Origin of the sequence: Dyadobacter psychrophilus, assembly GCF_900167945.1 — a bacterium.
Lineage (GTDB): Bacteria > Bacteroidota > Bacteroidia > Cytophagales > Spirosomataceae > Dyadobacter > Dyadobacter psychrophilus.
In genome coordinates this window covers 634196-650179 of the sequence record NZ_FUZA01000001.1, presented here as the reverse complement: position 1 = coordinate 650179, position 15984 = coordinate 634196, and the positions used below count along the sequence as shown (strand labels likewise).

At 48.5% G+C, this 15984-nt stretch carries 10 protein-coding genes; all 10 read left to right on the top strand.

What is annotated here, in order from left to right:
* Nucleotides 1-6 precede the first annotated feature (6 nt).
* Nucleotides 7-1821 carry a RagB/SusD family nutrient uptake outer membrane protein gene (locus tag B5X68_RS02900; RefSeq protein ID WP_082213155.1) on the top strand — a complete coding sequence of 605 codons (1815 nt, stop codon included), beginning with the start codon at nucleotides 7-9 and terminating at the stop codon, nucleotides 1819-1821.
* Nucleotides 1822-1838: 17 nt separating this feature from the next.
* Nucleotides 1839-2894 carry a glycoside hydrolase family 43 protein gene (locus tag B5X68_RS02895; RefSeq protein WP_082213958.1) on the top strand — a complete coding sequence of 352 codons (1056 nt, stop codon included), beginning with the start codon at nucleotides 1839-1841 and terminating at the stop codon, nucleotides 2892-2894.
* Nucleotides 2895-3053: 159 nt separating this feature from the next.
* Nucleotides 3054-5513 (top strand): glycoside hydrolase family 95 protein, encoded by a 2460-nt coding sequence (locus B5X68_RS02890; RefSeq protein WP_082213154.1) that lies wholly within the window; start codon nucleotides 3054-3056, stop codon nucleotides 5511-5513.
* A gap of 33 nt (nucleotides 5514-5546) precedes the next feature.
* Complete coding sequence (locus B5X68_RS02885; RefSeq protein ID WP_082213153.1) at nucleotides 5547-7226, top strand: glycoside hydrolase family 43 protein; 1680 nt, start codon at nucleotides 5547-5549, stop codon at nucleotides 7224-7226.
* A 9-nt stretch (nucleotides 7227-7235) separates the two neighbouring features.
* The gene (locus B5X68_RS02880) at nucleotides 7236-7751 is read left to right on the top strand and encodes a VOC family protein (RefSeq protein WP_082213957.1); all 516 of its coding nucleotides are present in this window, start codon (nucleotides 7236-7238) and stop codon (nucleotides 7749-7751) included.
* Nucleotides 7752-7829: 78 nt separating this feature from the next.
* Nucleotides 7830-8744: a ThuA domain-containing protein gene (locus tag B5X68_RS02875; protein WP_141110169.1), complete on the top strand. Its 915-nt coding sequence runs from the start codon at nucleotides 7830-7832 to the stop codon at nucleotides 8742-8744.
* Between the two features lie 49 nt (nucleotides 8745-8793).
* A complete protein-coding gene (locus B5X68_RS02870) occupies nucleotides 8794-10728 on the top strand; it encodes an alpha/beta hydrolase-fold protein (protein ID WP_082213151.1) in 1935 nt (644 codons plus the stop codon).
* Between the two features lie 19 nt (nucleotides 10729-10747).
* The gene (locus tag B5X68_RS02865) at nucleotides 10748-11836 is read left to right on the top strand and encodes an endo-1,4-beta-xylanase (RefSeq protein ID WP_082213150.1); all 1089 of its coding nucleotides are present in this window, start codon (nucleotides 10748-10750) and stop codon (nucleotides 11834-11836) included.
* A 53-nt stretch (nucleotides 11837-11889) separates the two neighbouring features.
* Entirely contained in the window at nucleotides 11890-13800 is a 1911-nt protein-coding gene (locus B5X68_RS02860; protein ID WP_310588588.1) for a sialate O-acetylesterase, read from the top strand.
* 48 nt (nucleotides 13801-13848) lie between these two features.
* Nucleotides 13849-15981 carry an alpha-glucuronidase family glycosyl hydrolase gene (locus tag B5X68_RS02855; protein ID WP_082213148.1) on the top strand — a complete coding sequence of 711 codons (2133 nt, stop codon included), beginning with the start codon at nucleotides 13849-13851 and terminating at the stop codon, nucleotides 15979-15981.
* Nucleotides 15982-15984: the final 3 nt, after the last annotated feature.

Sequence of the window (15984 nt, the reverse complement as noted above, 5' to 3'; positions counted from 1 at the left end):
CCGACTATGAAATCCATAAAACATCTGATCACAGCAGCCTTAATCGCTTCACTCAGTACGGGTTGCGAGAAAGTGCTCGAAGAACATCCGCAATCCCAGATCGTTCCAACTTACTTCAACAGTCCCGCAGGTGTGCTGGGGGGAATCGCCGGCGTTTACAACGACATCCGCGGCCAGTGGGGAACGGAAGGTTTTACAGTTGAAATGCAGGCCGGAACCGACGAATTCATTCAGGGTGTAAATGGCGGCGGAGGTCCGGCTTACACGTACAATGGTCTCAATAGCAGCAACTTCGGAGCCGCCTGGGGCGTTGCTTTTCAGGACATTAACACATTGAATGGGGTGCTGCAATACGGTGCAACCATTGATTTGCCGGAAGCTACGCGGAAGCAATATCTGGCGCAGGCCAAGTTTCTGAGGGCATTCTGGTATTTCTATCTCGTGCAGACCTGGGGCGATGTGCCGCTGCACACGGAATTCATTACCGTGCCTTCGCAAGCCGCATCACGCCAGCCAGCAGCGGACGTGTATGAGCTCATTATTAAAGACTTAACCGAAGCCGCAGCTGATTTGCCTAACCAACCCACTGCGCCATTTTTGGGCAAAGCGGCAACCAAACCTGTCGCGCAACTGCTGCTCGCCAAAGCATATCTGACACGCGGCTGGCTGAATAACACAGCCTCCGATTTCACTCAGGCAGCAACCATTTGCGACGATATTATTGCAAAAAAAGCAGATTATAACCTGGATTTATGGCAGGATTACGGAGATGCATTTGTGCCCGCAAACGATTATGGCAAGGAAACCATGTTTGTAAGCGACCACGTGCTCGACCCGAAATATGGTTACTATCAGGTGGGCGGACAGGCTGGGGGAGGAGCGGCGCAAAACCTGAGCCCGTGGTTTACCAACTGGAATTATCCCAACAACAGCGGCATTAACTCGATCAAAAATGCAGCCGGTGCATTTGTAAATAACGGAACTTCCGGCATGTTGCGCGACTCGTATTACGGCCGTCCGTATGTGCGGATGCGTCCCAATTCCGATAAAATCGCAACCGGGCCGCGGGCTGGCAAAAATTATTTCCTGGATCAGGCATTTACCAACCGCAAGGTGGATTCGCGTTACGCCAATTCATTTTACACAGTTTATATTTCAAATACTGCTGTAAGAAATGAGGCGAATGCAGCCAATAACCTGCGTGGGATTTCCTATACCACAGTTCCGGGCGTGGATACGGCCGTTTGGTTGCCGGATTACGAAGTGCCGGGCGCACCGCAGTTTGTAGGCAACCGGCCATTCAAAGGAATTGTGGTGCCGCCAAGTCTTTGGAACAATGGCATTTTCCCGGCTTTGAAAAAATTCATGGACCCAAGTCGTGGCGCCAATTTTAATGATCCTTCGACGCGCCCAGCTGTTCTATATCGCTTCTCGGATGTGTATATGACGGGAGCTGAGGCCTATTTCAAAGCTGGAAACAATGCAAAGGCAGCCGCGCTGATCAATGTCGTAAGGCAACGCGCTGCCTTTAAAAAAACCAATTCAACCGCCGAAAACGCCGCCGCAGCAACAGCTCTGACAATCACCCCGGCACAAGTAACGCTTGATTTTATCCTTGACGAACGCAGCCGCGAATTCTTTGGAGAGTGGCAGCGCTGGCACGACCTTGTCCGGACTCGCTCGCTTGTGCGTCGGGTGCAGGAGTGGAATCAGGAGGCTGCGCCTTACGTAAAAGATTTCAACATGCTCCGCCCCATCCCACAATCGCAGATCGATCGGGTGGTAGACGGACCCAAGTTTCCGCAAAATTCCGGATATTGATAAAAAAAATTTAAATGATGATAAATCGCAGCTTATTACTAGGCGTATCGGCGTCCTTGCTCGCGTTGGGCGGCCTGGGTGTTCAAACCGGCTTTTGCCAGGGAACCAGCATTAAACCATTGGTGACAGACTTGTACACCGCTGATCCCTCGGCCCATGTATTCAACGGGAAAATTTACATCTATCCGTCGCACGACATTGAAGCGGACGTGCCCCAGGACGATGAAGGCGGGCATTTTCAGATGCGTGATTACCATGTTTATTCAATGGATAAAATCGGGGGAAAGGTTACTGATCACGGCGTGGCGCTGGATGTGAAAGATGTGCCGTGGGCCGATAAGCAAATGTGGGCGCCCGACGCAGCATTCAAAAACGGCACTTACTATCTTTATTTTCCGGTCAAAGACAAAGAAGGCGTCTTCCGCATGGGAGTGGCAACAAGCAAATCACCAACCGGACCATTCAAAGCCGAGCCCAAGCCAATGGAGGGCAGTTACAGCATCGACCCCGCAGTTTTTACGGATACAGACGGCAAAAGCTATATGTATCTGGGAGGCATCTGGGGTGGTCAGCTGCAACGCTGGCACACAGGAAAATACGAAAAGTCGCTGATGACCGACCTGGGCAAGGGACATGAGAATGAACCGGCACTAAGCGCAAAAGTGGCCGCCATGAGTGGTGATATGCTGTCGTTTTCCGAGCCTTTAAAAGATGTGCAGATCCTGGATGAAAATGGCAAGCCACTTCTGGCATCCGATAACAAACGCCGGTTTTTTGAAGGCGCCTGGATGCACAAGTTTAATGGTAAATATTATTTCTCGTATTCGACCGGTGATACGCACTTGCTATGCTATGCCGAAGGGACGACCCCTTACGGTCCATTTACTTACAAAGGTGTGATTATGAACCCGGTCGAAGGCTGGACGACCCATCATTCCATCGTGGAGGTGCAGGGCAAATGGTATATTTTCTATCACGATGCAGCCCTTTCCGGGAAGACGCACTTACGCAATGTGAAGGTCAGGGAGTTGCTCCGGGATAACAATGGCGATATTAAAACCATTAATCCTTAAAAAAACTGGCGTTATAGCATTTACACTCGCTTGCTGCAACGCCGGTTTTTCTGTTTTAATCAAGAAATAATTTTGTTTTTTCTAAAATACCTCATACCATTGTCTTTAATTAAAGTGTCATATTGACATATTAAAAAATTTTCAAATTTGACATTTTATATGAGGAAATGTTTTTACCTGTTATTTCTGACAGTAACATTTGCGGGTCATGCTCAGACTTCGCGGGTGCAAAAACTTTGGTATAACACGCCCTCGGGTAAAACCTGGGAAAATGCACTGCCCGTTGGCAACGGCAGGCTGGGCGGGATGGTGTATGGCAATGTGGTGAATGAAACGATCCAGCTGAATGAGCATACATTATGGTCGGGTGGGCCGAACCGCAACGACAATCCGGATGCGCTGGCGGCATTGCCAGAGATCCGGAAATTGATCTTTGACGGAAAACAAAAGGAAGCCGAAAAGCTGGCTAACAAAGCCATTATTACCAAAAAATCGCACGGGCAAATGTTCCAGCCGCTTGGCGATTTGCGGCTGACTTTTCCAGGTCACGAAACCTTCACGAATTATTACCGCGAACTCGACATTGAACGCGCTGTTGCCAAAACCACTTACCAAGTCGGCGGCATCAACTACACCCGCGAAGTCCTCGCTTCATTTCCTGATCGGGTGATCGTGATCCGGCTGACTGCCGACAAGCCGGGTAAGCTGACATTCGATGCTTCCTATGCCTCTTTGCACAAAACCAAATCAATCAAAACAACAACCACGAAAGACCTTACCATTGCCGGAACAACGCAGGATCATGAGGGCGTGAAGGGCGAAGTTCGTTTCAAAGGCATTACAAGAATAAAAACAGAAGGCGGCACGGTGACGTCCAATGACACTTTGTTAATGGTGAAAGGCGCTGATGCGGCCACGATTTTTGTTTCCATTGCTACGAATTTCAAAAACTATAATGATGTAAGCGGGGATGAGAATACATTAGCCGCTTCCTACCTCGACAAAGCAGCGTCCAAATCTTACTCAGCCATCCTGAATCCGCACATTGCGGCTTACCAGAAATATTTCAAACGCGTAAAATTTGATCTTGGCACAACGGACCTTGGCAATTTGCCAACGGATGAAAGGCTCAAAAACTTTCGCAATGTCAATGATCCCGAGCTGGTTACGCTTTACTATCAATATGGCCGCTATCTGCTGATTTCCAGTTCGCAACCGGGCGGGCAACCCGCTAATTTGCAGGGGATTTGGAACAACAAAATGATGCCGCCCTGGGATAGCAAATACACCATTAACATCAATGCACAGATGAATTACTGGCCGGCAGAACGCACCAATTTGAGCGAGCTGCATGAGCCTTTTCTGAAAATGGTCGAGGAACTTTCGCAAACCGGAAAGGAAACGGCCAAAACCATGTATGGCGCAAGAGGTTGGATGGCGCATCATAACACCGACATCTGGCGCGCAACTGGCGCGATCGATGGCGCATTCTGGGGCATGTGGATTGCAGGCGGCGGCTGGACGAGCCAGCATTTGTGGCAGCATTATCTTTATCATGGCGACAAAGCCTATCTGGCCAAAATTTATCCAATCCTGAAAGGCGCAGCCACATTCTATGCGGATTTTTTGATTGAGCATCCCAAATACAAATGGCTCGTCGTCAATCCGGGAAGCTCTCCCGAAAATGCTCCCGCCGCACACGAAGGCTCCTCGCTTGACGCCGGGACAACGATGGATAACCAGATTGCATTTGATGTTTTCAGCAGCACAATACGTGCGGCAGAAATCCTGAAGAAGGACGCCGCATTCACGGATTCACTTAAACAAATGCGCAAACGCCTGCCGCCCATGCACGTGGGACAACACGGACAATTGCAGGAATGGCTCGACGATGTGGATGATTCAAACGATCACCACCGCCATGTTTCGCATTTATACGGCCTGTTCCCGTCCGACCAAGTTTCTGCTTACCGCACACCCGAACTATTCTCCGCTGCCCGCACTACATTGCTGCACCGCGGCGACGTTTCCACGGGATGGAGTATGGGCTGGAAAGTGAACTGGTGGGCCAGATTGCAGGACGGAAACCACGCATTTGCATTGATCAAAAGCCAGCTTTCACCCTTAGGAACTTCCAAAGAAGGAGGCGGAACTTACAACAACCTCTTCGATGCACACCCGCCATTCCAGATCGACGGCAACTTCGGCTGCACGTCGGGCATTACCGAAATGCTGATGCAAAGCGCGGACGGAGCGGTTCATTTACTTCCCGCATTGCCAGATGTTTGGCAAGCTGGAAATATTAGCGGATTGCTCGCGCAAGGCGGTTTTGAACTTGTCAATATGGAATGGAAAGAAGGAAAGCTCACGAAGGTTGAGGTAAAATCGAGGCTGGGCGGAAACCTGCGGCTGCGTGTGCCAAATGCATTGATAATGGCGAATGGCAAGGCATTAAGCGAAGCCTCGGGACAGAATAGTAATGCGTTTTATCAGGTTGAACCGGTGGCAAATGCTGTTTTGTCGCCCAAGGCCAACTTGTCTGCGCCGACGATTCAGCCTACATTCCTTTACGACATTCCGACAGAGGTTGGTAAATCCTATGTGTTTGTCAATCAATAAGTTATTCATCTCAATGATTAAGATCACATTGTAATGATCAAAAGATTTATTTCCGCTGCCTGTGTTGCTTGGCTCCTTATCGGGCAGCTCGTAACCGCGCAAACGACCTTGGTTAACCCGATTCTGACCGGTTTTTATCCCGATCCGAGCGTGGTGCAGGTAGGGGCGGATTATTATCTGGTGAACTCTACGTTCTCCTATTTTCCCGGCATTCCAGTTTTTCATAGTAAAGATCTGAAAAACTGGAAGCAGATCGGCAATGTGATCGACCGGTCTTCGCAAATGGATTTTATGGGCGAGAAGCTGACCAGAGGGCTTTTCGCGCCTGCGATCAGCTTCCATAACGGCACATTTTACGTGACCTGTACGGACATTGACCATGATGGAAATTTCGTGGTGACTGCCAAAAATCCGGCTGGCCCGTGGAGCGACCCTATCCGCATTCCACAAGCCCGCGGCATCGATCCGTCGCTGTTTTTTGATAATGATAATAAGGCCTACATCATTTACAACAGCGATGCGCCCGACAGAAAACCGCTTTATTCCGGGCACAGAACGATCCGCATTTATGAACTGGATCCGGCAACGTTGAAGGTTGTGGGTGAGGGAAAACAGCTCGTTAATGGCGGTGTGGATCTGAGCAAAAAGCCCGTTTGGATCGAAGCGCCGCATATTATGAAGCGGAATGACTGGTATTATTTGTACGCGGCCGAGGGCGGCACTTCGGTAAATCATACGGAAGTCGTTTTTCGCAGTAAGTCGGTTTGGGGGCCATTTGTCCCGTATGAGAATAACCCGATCTTAACACAGAAAGGACTTCCCGAAGACCGAAAAGATCCCATCACCTCAGCCGGTCACGCGCAGTTTGTGGATGGGCCGGATGGAAAGACCTACGCCATTTTCCTGGCAGTACGCCCTTATGAAGGCAATTATTACAACACCGGTCGGGAAACATTCATCGCGCCTGTGGAATGGAAAAACGACTGGCCAATCATTAACCCGCCTACTAAGAATGTAGATTACGCATATACTGTCAATTACAAGGAAGTGAAGCAAAAAGATGCGATTCCGCAGGCTGGCAATTTTGCATATACATTAAAATTCGAAAACAAGCTCGATCCTGCGTTGCTTTTCATGCGGACGATCGATAGCAGCTCATTTGCATTATCCAAACAGAACGGACTTACAATGAAGCTGAAACCCGAAACCATTATGGAGTTGGGCAACCCTTCATTTATCGGAAAACGCCAGCAGCATTTATTCTGCACAACTGAAACAGAAGTCGATTTTTCACCCAGATCAGAAAAAGAAAAAGCAGGCCTGACCATTTTTCAGGATGAGTCGCACTTTTACTTTTTGAGCAAATCCAGCAAAGTTGGTAAGCCCATGATTCAGCTTTTCAAAAGTGGTGCAAAAGGAAAGGAAATGGAGCTGCTATCAGAAATGCCTGTTTCGGATGCTTCGAAGCCTGTCAAGTTGCGCATTGTGGCGCAAGGCGATACTTACAGTTTTTACTTCTCAAAGGGCAATTCCTGGGAATTGCTGAAAGACAAAGTTGACGCCAAATTCCTGAGTACAGAGGTTGCAGGCGGCTTTATTGGCTGTCTGTTCGGCATGTACGCCACTTCATCCGGCGAGTCTTCAACCAATTCGGCTTCTTTCAAATTTCTGAAATACAGCGGCAATGACCCAGTTTTTAAAACAATCAAATAACCTATGAAAATGTCCACATTTAAGAATCTGTTGATGATTAGTGCACTGCTGTTTGGCAGCCTTGTTCACGCGCAATCCAATTTTAAAAGTAAGTCTATCGGCGTCGGCGTCGTGGTAGCGGATATGCAACGTTCTCTCGATTTCTATGTCAAAGGAATCGGCATGGTCAAGACCGGCAACTTCACCATTAATGCAGAGTTTGGGAAAAGAGGCGGATTAACAGGCGGAGAAGCCGTCGAAGTCAATATTTTGAAACTCGAAAACGGCCCGGAAGGTACCGATTGGAAACTGATGAGTTTTGGCAAAAAAGCAAATCACCCTAAGTCGAAGTTCATCCAGGATGATACAGGTCCACAGTATATCACCATTCAGGTTAAATCCTTGAAGCCCATCATTGAAAGGCTGAAAGAGCAAAATGTGGCCTTCCTGGGCAGTACGCCTACACCGCTGACGAAAGATTCACATTTCGTGCTCGTTCAGGATCCGGACGGAACATTTGTGGAGCTGATCGGAGCTCTTGAATAGGGAAGGCGGTTCCTCGCTTTGAGCCAGACGGTCAATACGGGTCTCAGGTGCTTTGTGGATGAATTTAATGATACGATTATGCTTAGAAATTGTCTTGTCTTGATGCTGTCTGCTTGTATCTCCCTGAGTGTCCTGGCTCAAAAATCAAAACCGATACGCGTTTTGATCGTGGATGGGTTCAGTAACCATGACTGGAAACAAACCACGGCCGTAACCAAATGGATACTGGAAGAAAGTGGGCGTTTTCTGGTGGAGGTTAGTACTGTTCCTGCGGATAGTCTGGAACGAAGTGCGTGGAACCCCGATTTCACCAAGTACGCATTGATTATTCAGAACACGAACAACATTCAAAATCCCAATCTACGCTGGCCGAGACAAGCCGAACAACAATTGGAGAAATACGTTAAGAATGGCGGTGGTTTGTATATTCTTCATTCAGCCAACAATGCATTTCCTCATTGGAAAGAATATGACAAAATGATAGGACTGGGTTGGAGGCGTGCCTCGGAAGGATATGCTTTGGAAATTGACTCGCTAAAAAAAATTACGCGGATCGCACCCAACGAGGGAAAGGGAACAGGTCATGGAGACAGGTTCAATGCGTTGATCCAGGTGCTGACACCCCATCCTATCAATAAAGGATACCCCAATCAGTGGCAGACGGCTAATACAGAAGTTTACTATTTTCCACGAGGACCAGCCGAAAAAATCAGTGTGCTTTCCTGCGCTTTTGATAGTACGAGCACAAACAGGACCTGGCCGGTAGAATGGGTTGTACAATATGGCAACGGGCGGGTTTACAATTCAAGTCTGGGACACCTTTGGAAAGGAGAAATTTACCCGCCTGCTTATCGCTGCATTGGTTATCAGACCACTGTGATCAGAGCAGCAGAGTGGCTCGCGACAGGTAAAGTGACGATCCCCGTGCCTGCTAATTTTCCGACAGCCCATACCCGGAGTCTGCGGCCGGAAGATTCGTTCAAAATGCCGTAGTGTAAGAGATATGATCAATCATCACTAAACCAATATCCTTCTATAACCGATGAAACGATTTTTACCTGTTGTAATGTGCCTCGCGCTGCTTACTCCTTTCAGCCGGGCGCAGGAGATTTTGAAAGAAATGCCCAAAGGTTACGACACCGAGCAGCCTGGTGTTGCTGCGGGGAAAATTGATACGGTCCAGTATAATTCCAAAACCGTGGGGAACAAGCGTAAGATGCTGGTTTACACGCCTCCTGGTTTCAATAAAAAGAAAAAATACCCCGTGTTGTATCTGCTGCACGGCATTGGCGGGGATGAAAAGGAATGGCTAAGGGGCGGGAACCCGCAGCTGATCCTGGATAATTTGTATGCAGAAAAGAAAATTGAGCCGATGATCGTGGTGATGCCGAACGGCCGCGCCATGAAAGATGACCGCGCAACGGGCAACATTATGGCAGCTGATAAAGTGGCCGCCTTCGCAGCATTCGAGCAGGACTTACTCAAAGATCTGATCCCGTTTGTGGAAAGCAAATATCCGGTTTTGAAAGACAGGGAGCACCGCGCTATTGCCGGACTTTCAATGGGCGGTGGCCAGTCGCTGAATTTTGGTTTAGGAAATCTGGATCAGTTTGCGTGGGTAGGAGGGTTTTCATCAGCACCCAATACGAAGGCTCCGGCCGAGCTGATGCCCAATCCGGAGGATGCGAAAAATAAGTTGAAGTTGCTATTTATTTCCTGTGGCGACGAGGACAGGCTCATTACATTCAGCAAGCGAACGCATGATTATCTGTTTGAACATAATATTCCGCACGTTTTTTACATCGAGCCGGGCGTGCATGATTTTAAGGTTTGGAAAAATGGTTTGTACATGTTTTCTCAATTCTTATTTAAGCCCGTTGATGTTCCTTCTTTAAACAAATATACCATTCTCGGAACACCTGCAGCAACGAACATTCGCAACGCAAAATATCCACAAATTCTGCCGGACAACCGGGTCGTGTTCCGAACCAAAGCGCCTAATGCTCAAAAAGTGCAGGTGGATCTGGGTAAAAAGTATGATATGGTCAAAGACACCGCGGGCGTCTGGTCGGTGACGACGGATTCCATTGGTGAAGGCTTTCACTATTACTCTCTGCTGATCGACGGCGTTGCACTGGCTGACCCTGCAAGCGAATCGTTTTATGGAATGGGGCGGATGGCGAGCGGCATTGAAATTCCATTCCGGAATGGGGGTTACTATGCCATGCGCGACGTGCCGCACGGTGATATTCGTATCAAAAAATACTTGTCCAAAGCCAGCAACTCGTGGCGGGAAATGTATGTGTATACGCCTCCCGGCTACGACCAATCCACCGAAAAATATCCCGCGCTTTATCTGTTACATGGCGGCGGCGAGGATCAGCGCGGCTGGGCAACGCAAGGAAAAACAAACCTGATCCTTGATAACCTCATTGCAGAAGGAAAGGCAAAACCAATGATCGTGGTGATGATGGATGGAAACCTCGGCAGCCCAATGGGCCCGGGCAGTATGGCCACTGCCGGTGACGGTTTTCTCAAATTATTTGAAAATGAGTTGAAACAAGGCGCAGTTCCATTCGTCGAAAGCACTTTTCGCGTACAGGCCGATGCTGCGCACCGCGCACTTGCAGGCCTTTCCATGGGTGGAATCCAGACATTGTATGCGGGGGTTAAAAACACGGATATGTTCTCGTCCCTGGGCGTTTTCAGTTCCGGCTGGTTTGCCAATAACGACGCATTGTCCGGCCCGCATTATGCATTTGCCAAAGACAATGCAAAGACGATCAACAGCAATCTGAAGAACTTCTGGATCTCAATGGGTGGTGAGCAGGATATCGCTTATAAAAACTGCAAGATCATGCTCTCAAAATACGACGAACTCGGCATCAAATATCAATACAGCGAATATCCGGGTGGACACACGTGGCCGGTCTGGCGGCATGACCTGCATGGGTTTACGCAGCTTTTATTTAAGTAATCATTCATCAGCATTGGTCATGGCAAAACGATCATCATTAAGCAGTTGGTTAAAAATTGGGGCTGTTTTGGCGGCACTGTTTCCCTCAGAAAGTCTTTTGGCTCAAAAGTCGCTTAAGGAAGCATATACGACCTATTTTCCAATCGGCGTAGCAGTTTCTCCTAGAAGTGTGGCCGGCCCGGAAGCGGAACTCATTAAGCAGCAATTCAACAGCATTACGCCCGAAAATGCGATGAAAATGGGGCCGATCCATCCGGAGAAAGATCGCTACAACTGGAAGGATGCGGATGCAATCGTTGAATTTGGACAAACAAACGCCATTAAAGTCCGCGGCCATACACTTTGCTGGCATAACCAGACGCCCAAATGGTTTTTCACGGATTCACTCGGCGCGCAGGTTTCACGCGAAGAATTGTTGTCGCGCTTAAAGCAGCATATTACTGATGTGATGACGCGTTACAAAGGCAAAATTTACGCATGGGATGTGGTGAACGAGGCAGTTCCTGACACAGGGAAGGGCATTTACCGGGAATCCAAATTTTACCAGATCATAGGCGAAGATTACATTCAAAAAGCATTTGAATATGCGCATGCTGTCGACCCGGATGCCAAGCTTTTTTACAATGATTACAACACCGAAAATGCTGTTAAAAGAGAGAAAATCTATCAGCTGGTGAAGAAATTGAAAGAGAAAAACGTCCCGATCCACGGGGTAGGGTTGCAGGCACATTGGTCTGTTTATGAACCTACCCAGGCCGAGCTGGAAAAGTCGATCACGCAGTTTGCGAGCCTGGGGCTAGCGGTTCAGATCACCGAGCTCGACGTGTCCGTACATCCCAAAGAGCATGAACGCAGGCAACGAAAAGCTGGCGATGAAAAAAGCGTTTTTACGCCGGAAATAGAGCAGAAGCAGGCAGCACATTACAAAATGATCTTTGACACATTCAGAAAACACAAAGGCACCATTACCGGCGTCACATTCTGGAATGTATCAGATAAAACGACTTGGCTGGACAACTTCCCGGTGCCTGGCCGCAAGGACTATCCGCTGCTTTTTGATGAAAATTTCAAACCTAAGAAGGCATTTGAAGGTGTAGTGAATTTTTAAAAAAAGCGTTGATCATTTTTTTGTAAGGAATGCACCTCATCCTGTTTTTATTTTTGTTAATATCCCTTTCGAGCCCTGTATTTGCCCAGGTTCGCCTGCCTAAGCTGGTTTCGGATAACATGGTTTTGCAGCGCGACCAGCCGATTACAATTTGGGGGTGGGCGGCGCCAAAAGAAAAGGTAACTGTAACATTCAAAAACAAGAGTAAAGGCGCGGTTACCGGAGCGGACGGAAAATGGGCGATTACGCTGCCCGCGCAGCCTGTGGGTACGGGTTTTGAAATGTTGGTGAAGGGGAAAAATGAGATCCGGATCCACAATATTGCCTTCGGAGATGTGTGGCTTTGCAACGGACAAAGCAATATGGTGATTAACATGGAACGTGTGAAAGAACGCTATCCTGATGATATCGCTTCTGCCAATTATCCCGACATCCGCAATTTCTTTATCCCAACACTAACAAATCTGAACGGTCCACAGGAGGACTTCCCGAATGCGGAATGGAAAGCAGCGAATCCCAAAGAAGTGCTCGGCTTTGGCGCGGTTTCTTATTTTTTTGCCAGAGATATTTATGATCGGTATAAAGTGCCGATCGGCATCATTAACAGCTCGGTAGGCGGGACGCCGATTGAAGCCTGGATCAGTGCAGAAGGTTATAAGGATTTCGCTGAAATTCAAAATATTATCAGTAAAAATAAGGACACTGCCTATGTGCATATAAGGAAGCAAAGCGCCGTAAACAGTGCTCCTAAACAGCCTGAGTCAACCGATCAGGGTCGCAAAGAACATTGGGAAAGCGAAGCATATCAACCCAAAGGCTGGCGGAATTTCAACATTCCGGGTTACTGGGAAGATCAGGGACTGAAAGATCTGGATGGTGTGGTGTGGTTTCGCAGGGAATTCGAAGTGCCCGAAAGCTGGATCGGTAAGTCGGTGAAGCTTTATATGGGGCGCATTGTGGATGCGGATGAAATGTTCGTCAACGGCAAAAAAATTGGCAATGTGACTTATCAATATCCGCCACGGCGTTACGAGGTTCCGGCTGGTTTGTTGAAACCGGGCAAAAATACATTTGTGATCCGGGTTACGAATTCGGCTGGAAAAGGCGGTTTTGTGCCGGACAAGCCGTATTTCATGACATATAGTGATCAGCAAGTCGATCTGAAAGGAACGTGGGAATACAAGGTTGGACAGGTTTTTGGACCAATGCAAGTGTCTGAGAATAAACAAACTGCTTTTGTCGCTCAAAACCAGCCTGCCGCACTTTTCAATGCCATGATCGCACCGGTGCTGCCTATGAAACTGAAAGGGTGCCTTTGGTATCAGGGCGAGACGAATGTGGGTGATCCCAAACCTTATAATGCACTTTTGCCAGCACTGATCAACGACCGGCGCAGGCTTTGGAATAATCAGAATTTACCCTTTCTGGTGGTGCAACTTCCGAATTTTCAAGACATTGATTTCGCGCCGGCTGAAAGCAATATGGCACTGCTCCGCGAAGCGCAGAATCAGGCATTAACATTAAAAAATACGGCTGTAACGGTGACGCTGGACCTGGGCGAGTGGAACGATATTCATCCTCTGAACAAAAAAGACATTGGAAAAAGGCTGGCGCTCTCTGCCAGAAACCTGGCTTATGGCGAAAAGAATGTCGTTTACAGCGGCCCGACATTGAAAACACAAAGCATTACCGGCAACAAGATCATCCTCACTTTTGATAATGTGGCTGATGGCATCAAATCGATCGATAGTGAAGCATTGCGCTGGTTTTCGATTGCGGGCAATGATAAGAAATTCGTATGGGCGGATGCAAAAATAGTGGGAAAAGATCAGATTGAACTGAGCAGTGAATTGGTGGAGACGCCCAAATACATCCGATATGCCTGGCAGGACAATCCTGCGGGAATTAACTTTTATAATTCAGCCGGACTTCCCGCTTCGCCATTTCGGACGGACATTGATTAGAGGGCAAATTTTTGTGTGGGAAGAAATAATTTTTGTAAAAAAAAGATCATGACCAGAAGTTTTATAATCCTCATTTTCAGCTGCCTTTTGTATGGCTCAAAAATATCTGCAGCTGGCACGGCAGCGTCGGATGGTGATGACGGATATCGGTTGTGGCTTAAATATGAGCTGGTCAAGAATGCTTCTTTAAAAGCCGAGTATCTCAAATACGCAACATTCATTGCCCAGACGGCGGAAGGAGACATTGTTCAAAGCGCGTCCCGCGAGTTGCATATGGGATTAAGTAAACTTCTGGGTAAATCTGTTCATGTAACAAATTCATTTGAAGGCAAATCAGGCGGAATTGTTTTGAAACTTGAATCCGGCCCAGATCCGACGCAACAGGCGGAAGGTTACCGTATCCAGCTTGCGGGCGGCAACATTGTGGTTAGTTCGAAATCAGAAAATGGTATTCTTTACGGAACATTCGTCCTGCTGCGGCACATGCAAATGCGGCTGCCTGTCAAGGGGTTAAGCCTTGCAAGCAGCCCGAAAGTGCGTTTTCGGATGCTAAACCACTGGGATAATCCGGATGGGACGATCGAGCGTGGTTATGCAGGACAATCACTTTGGAAATGGTATGAACTGCCAGAGCGTGTGGATCCGCGATATACAGACTATGCCCGCGCAAATGCGTCAGTTGGAATTAATGGAACTGTGCTCAACAATGTCAATGCCAGCGCGCGGTTTATGTCGCAGGAATACATCGTGAAAGTGGCGGCGGTGGCGAACGTGATGCGAAAGTATGGGATCAAAACTTACCTATCGGTGTATTTTGCAGCGCCGAAAACACTGGGCGGGCTGACAACTTCTGATCCGCTTGACCCGCAGGTGCGTGCCTGGTGGAAAGAAAAGGTCGCCGAGATTTATAAAGAAATCCCCGATTTCGGTGGTTTTCTGGTAAAGGCCAATTCAGAGGGAGAGCCGGGACCGCAGGATTACGGCCGCACGCATGCCGATGGTGCGAACATGTTGGCCGAAGCATTCAAGCCTTATGACGGCATTGTGGTTTGGCGGGCTTTCGTTTACAAGGCCGATCCCAATGCGGATCGTTTCAAAGCCGCTTACGAGGAATTTGTGCCGCTGGATGGAAAATTTGATCCAAAAGTCATTGTTCAGGTGAAAAATGGTCCCATTGATTTTCAGCCGCGCGAACCTTTTTCGCCTCTTTTCGGAAATATGCCAAAGACGCCGCTGGGAATGGAATTTCAGATCACGCAGGAATATCTGGGCTTTGCCACGCACGCCGTTTATGAAGCACCGATTTTCAAAGAATGTCTGGACTCGGACACTTATGTAAATGGTGAAGGATCGACGGTGGCGAAAGTTGTCGATGGAAGCTTGCATGGTTATGCACGTACACTTATGGCAGGTGTAGCCAACACAGGCAACAGCCGCAATTGGACGGGCCATCCGCTGGCGCAGGCCAACTGGTATGCATTCGGAAGATTAAGCTGGGACCATCAGCTCAGTTCGGAACATATCGCACACGAATGGGTTGCACTAACCTTGACCGAAAATCAAAAAGCAAGCGGGCATATTGTAAAATTAATGCTTCGGTCAAGGGAAATTTACGTCGATTACAACACCCCGCTTGGGCTTTCCCGCCCCTGGATGGGTGTACACTTTGCTCCCGAACCCTGGGAAAATAAAGGCTCCCGCCCCGATTGGACTGCTATATATTACCACCGCGCTGATTCGGTAGGGCTCGGCTTTGACAGAACAGCATCCGGAAGCAATGCGCTGGCCCAATACCGGCCGCAGGTCCAGCAGCAATGGAATCATTCGGACCAAACACCTCTGCCTTACTTGCTATGGTTTCACCATGTGCGCTGGGATAAAAAGCTGAGCACCGGACGGTCGCTTTGGGCAGAACTTTGCACGCGCTTTTACACCGGCGCAGATTCTGTGGTGTGGATGCAGCAACAGTGGGATCTGGCGAAAGGAAGTCTGGATCCTCAGATTTATACAGACGTAGCCGAACGCTTGAAGGTCCAGCGCAGGGAGGCAATCTGGTGGCGGGATGCGTGGGTGTTGTATTTACAAACTTTTGCCAGGCAACCCATTCCCGCAGGTTTTGAACCGCCTAAGCGGACTCTGGAAGAGGTCAAGAAGTCTGTAAATGTATATCTGATCAGATAATCG

Coding starts and splice junctions, on each gene's coding strand:
- B5X68_RS02855 (WP_082213148.1), top strand. CDS start 13,849: ATGACCAGAAGTTTTATAATCCTCATTTTCAGCTGCCTTTTGTATGGC.
- B5X68_RS02895 (WP_082213958.1), top strand. CDS start 1,839: ATGATAAATCGCAGCTTATTACTAGGCGTATCGGCGTCCTTGCTCGCG.
- B5X68_RS02890 (WP_082213154.1), top strand. CDS start 3,054: ATGAGGAAATGTTTTTACCTGTTATTTCTGACAGTAACATTTGCGGGT.
- B5X68_RS02900 (WP_082213155.1), top strand. CDS start 7: ATGAAATCCATAAAACATCTGATCACAGCAGCCTTAATCGCTTCACTC.
- B5X68_RS02880 (WP_082213957.1), top strand. CDS start 7,236: ATGTCCACATTTAAGAATCTGTTGATGATTAGTGCACTGCTGTTTGGC.
- B5X68_RS02875 (WP_141110169.1), top strand. CDS start 7,830: ATGCTTAGAAATTGTCTTGTCTTGATGCTGTCTGCTTGTATCTCCCTG.
- B5X68_RS02870 (WP_082213151.1), top strand. CDS start 8,794: ATGAAACGATTTTTACCTGTTGTAATGTGCCTCGCGCTGCTTACTCCT.
- B5X68_RS02885 (WP_082213153.1), top strand. CDS start 5,547: ATGATCAAAAGATTTATTTCCGCTGCCTGTGTTGCTTGGCTCCTTATC.
- B5X68_RS02865 (WP_082213150.1), top strand. CDS start 10,748: ATGGCAAAACGATCATCATTAAGCAGTTGGTTAAAAATTGGGGCTGTT.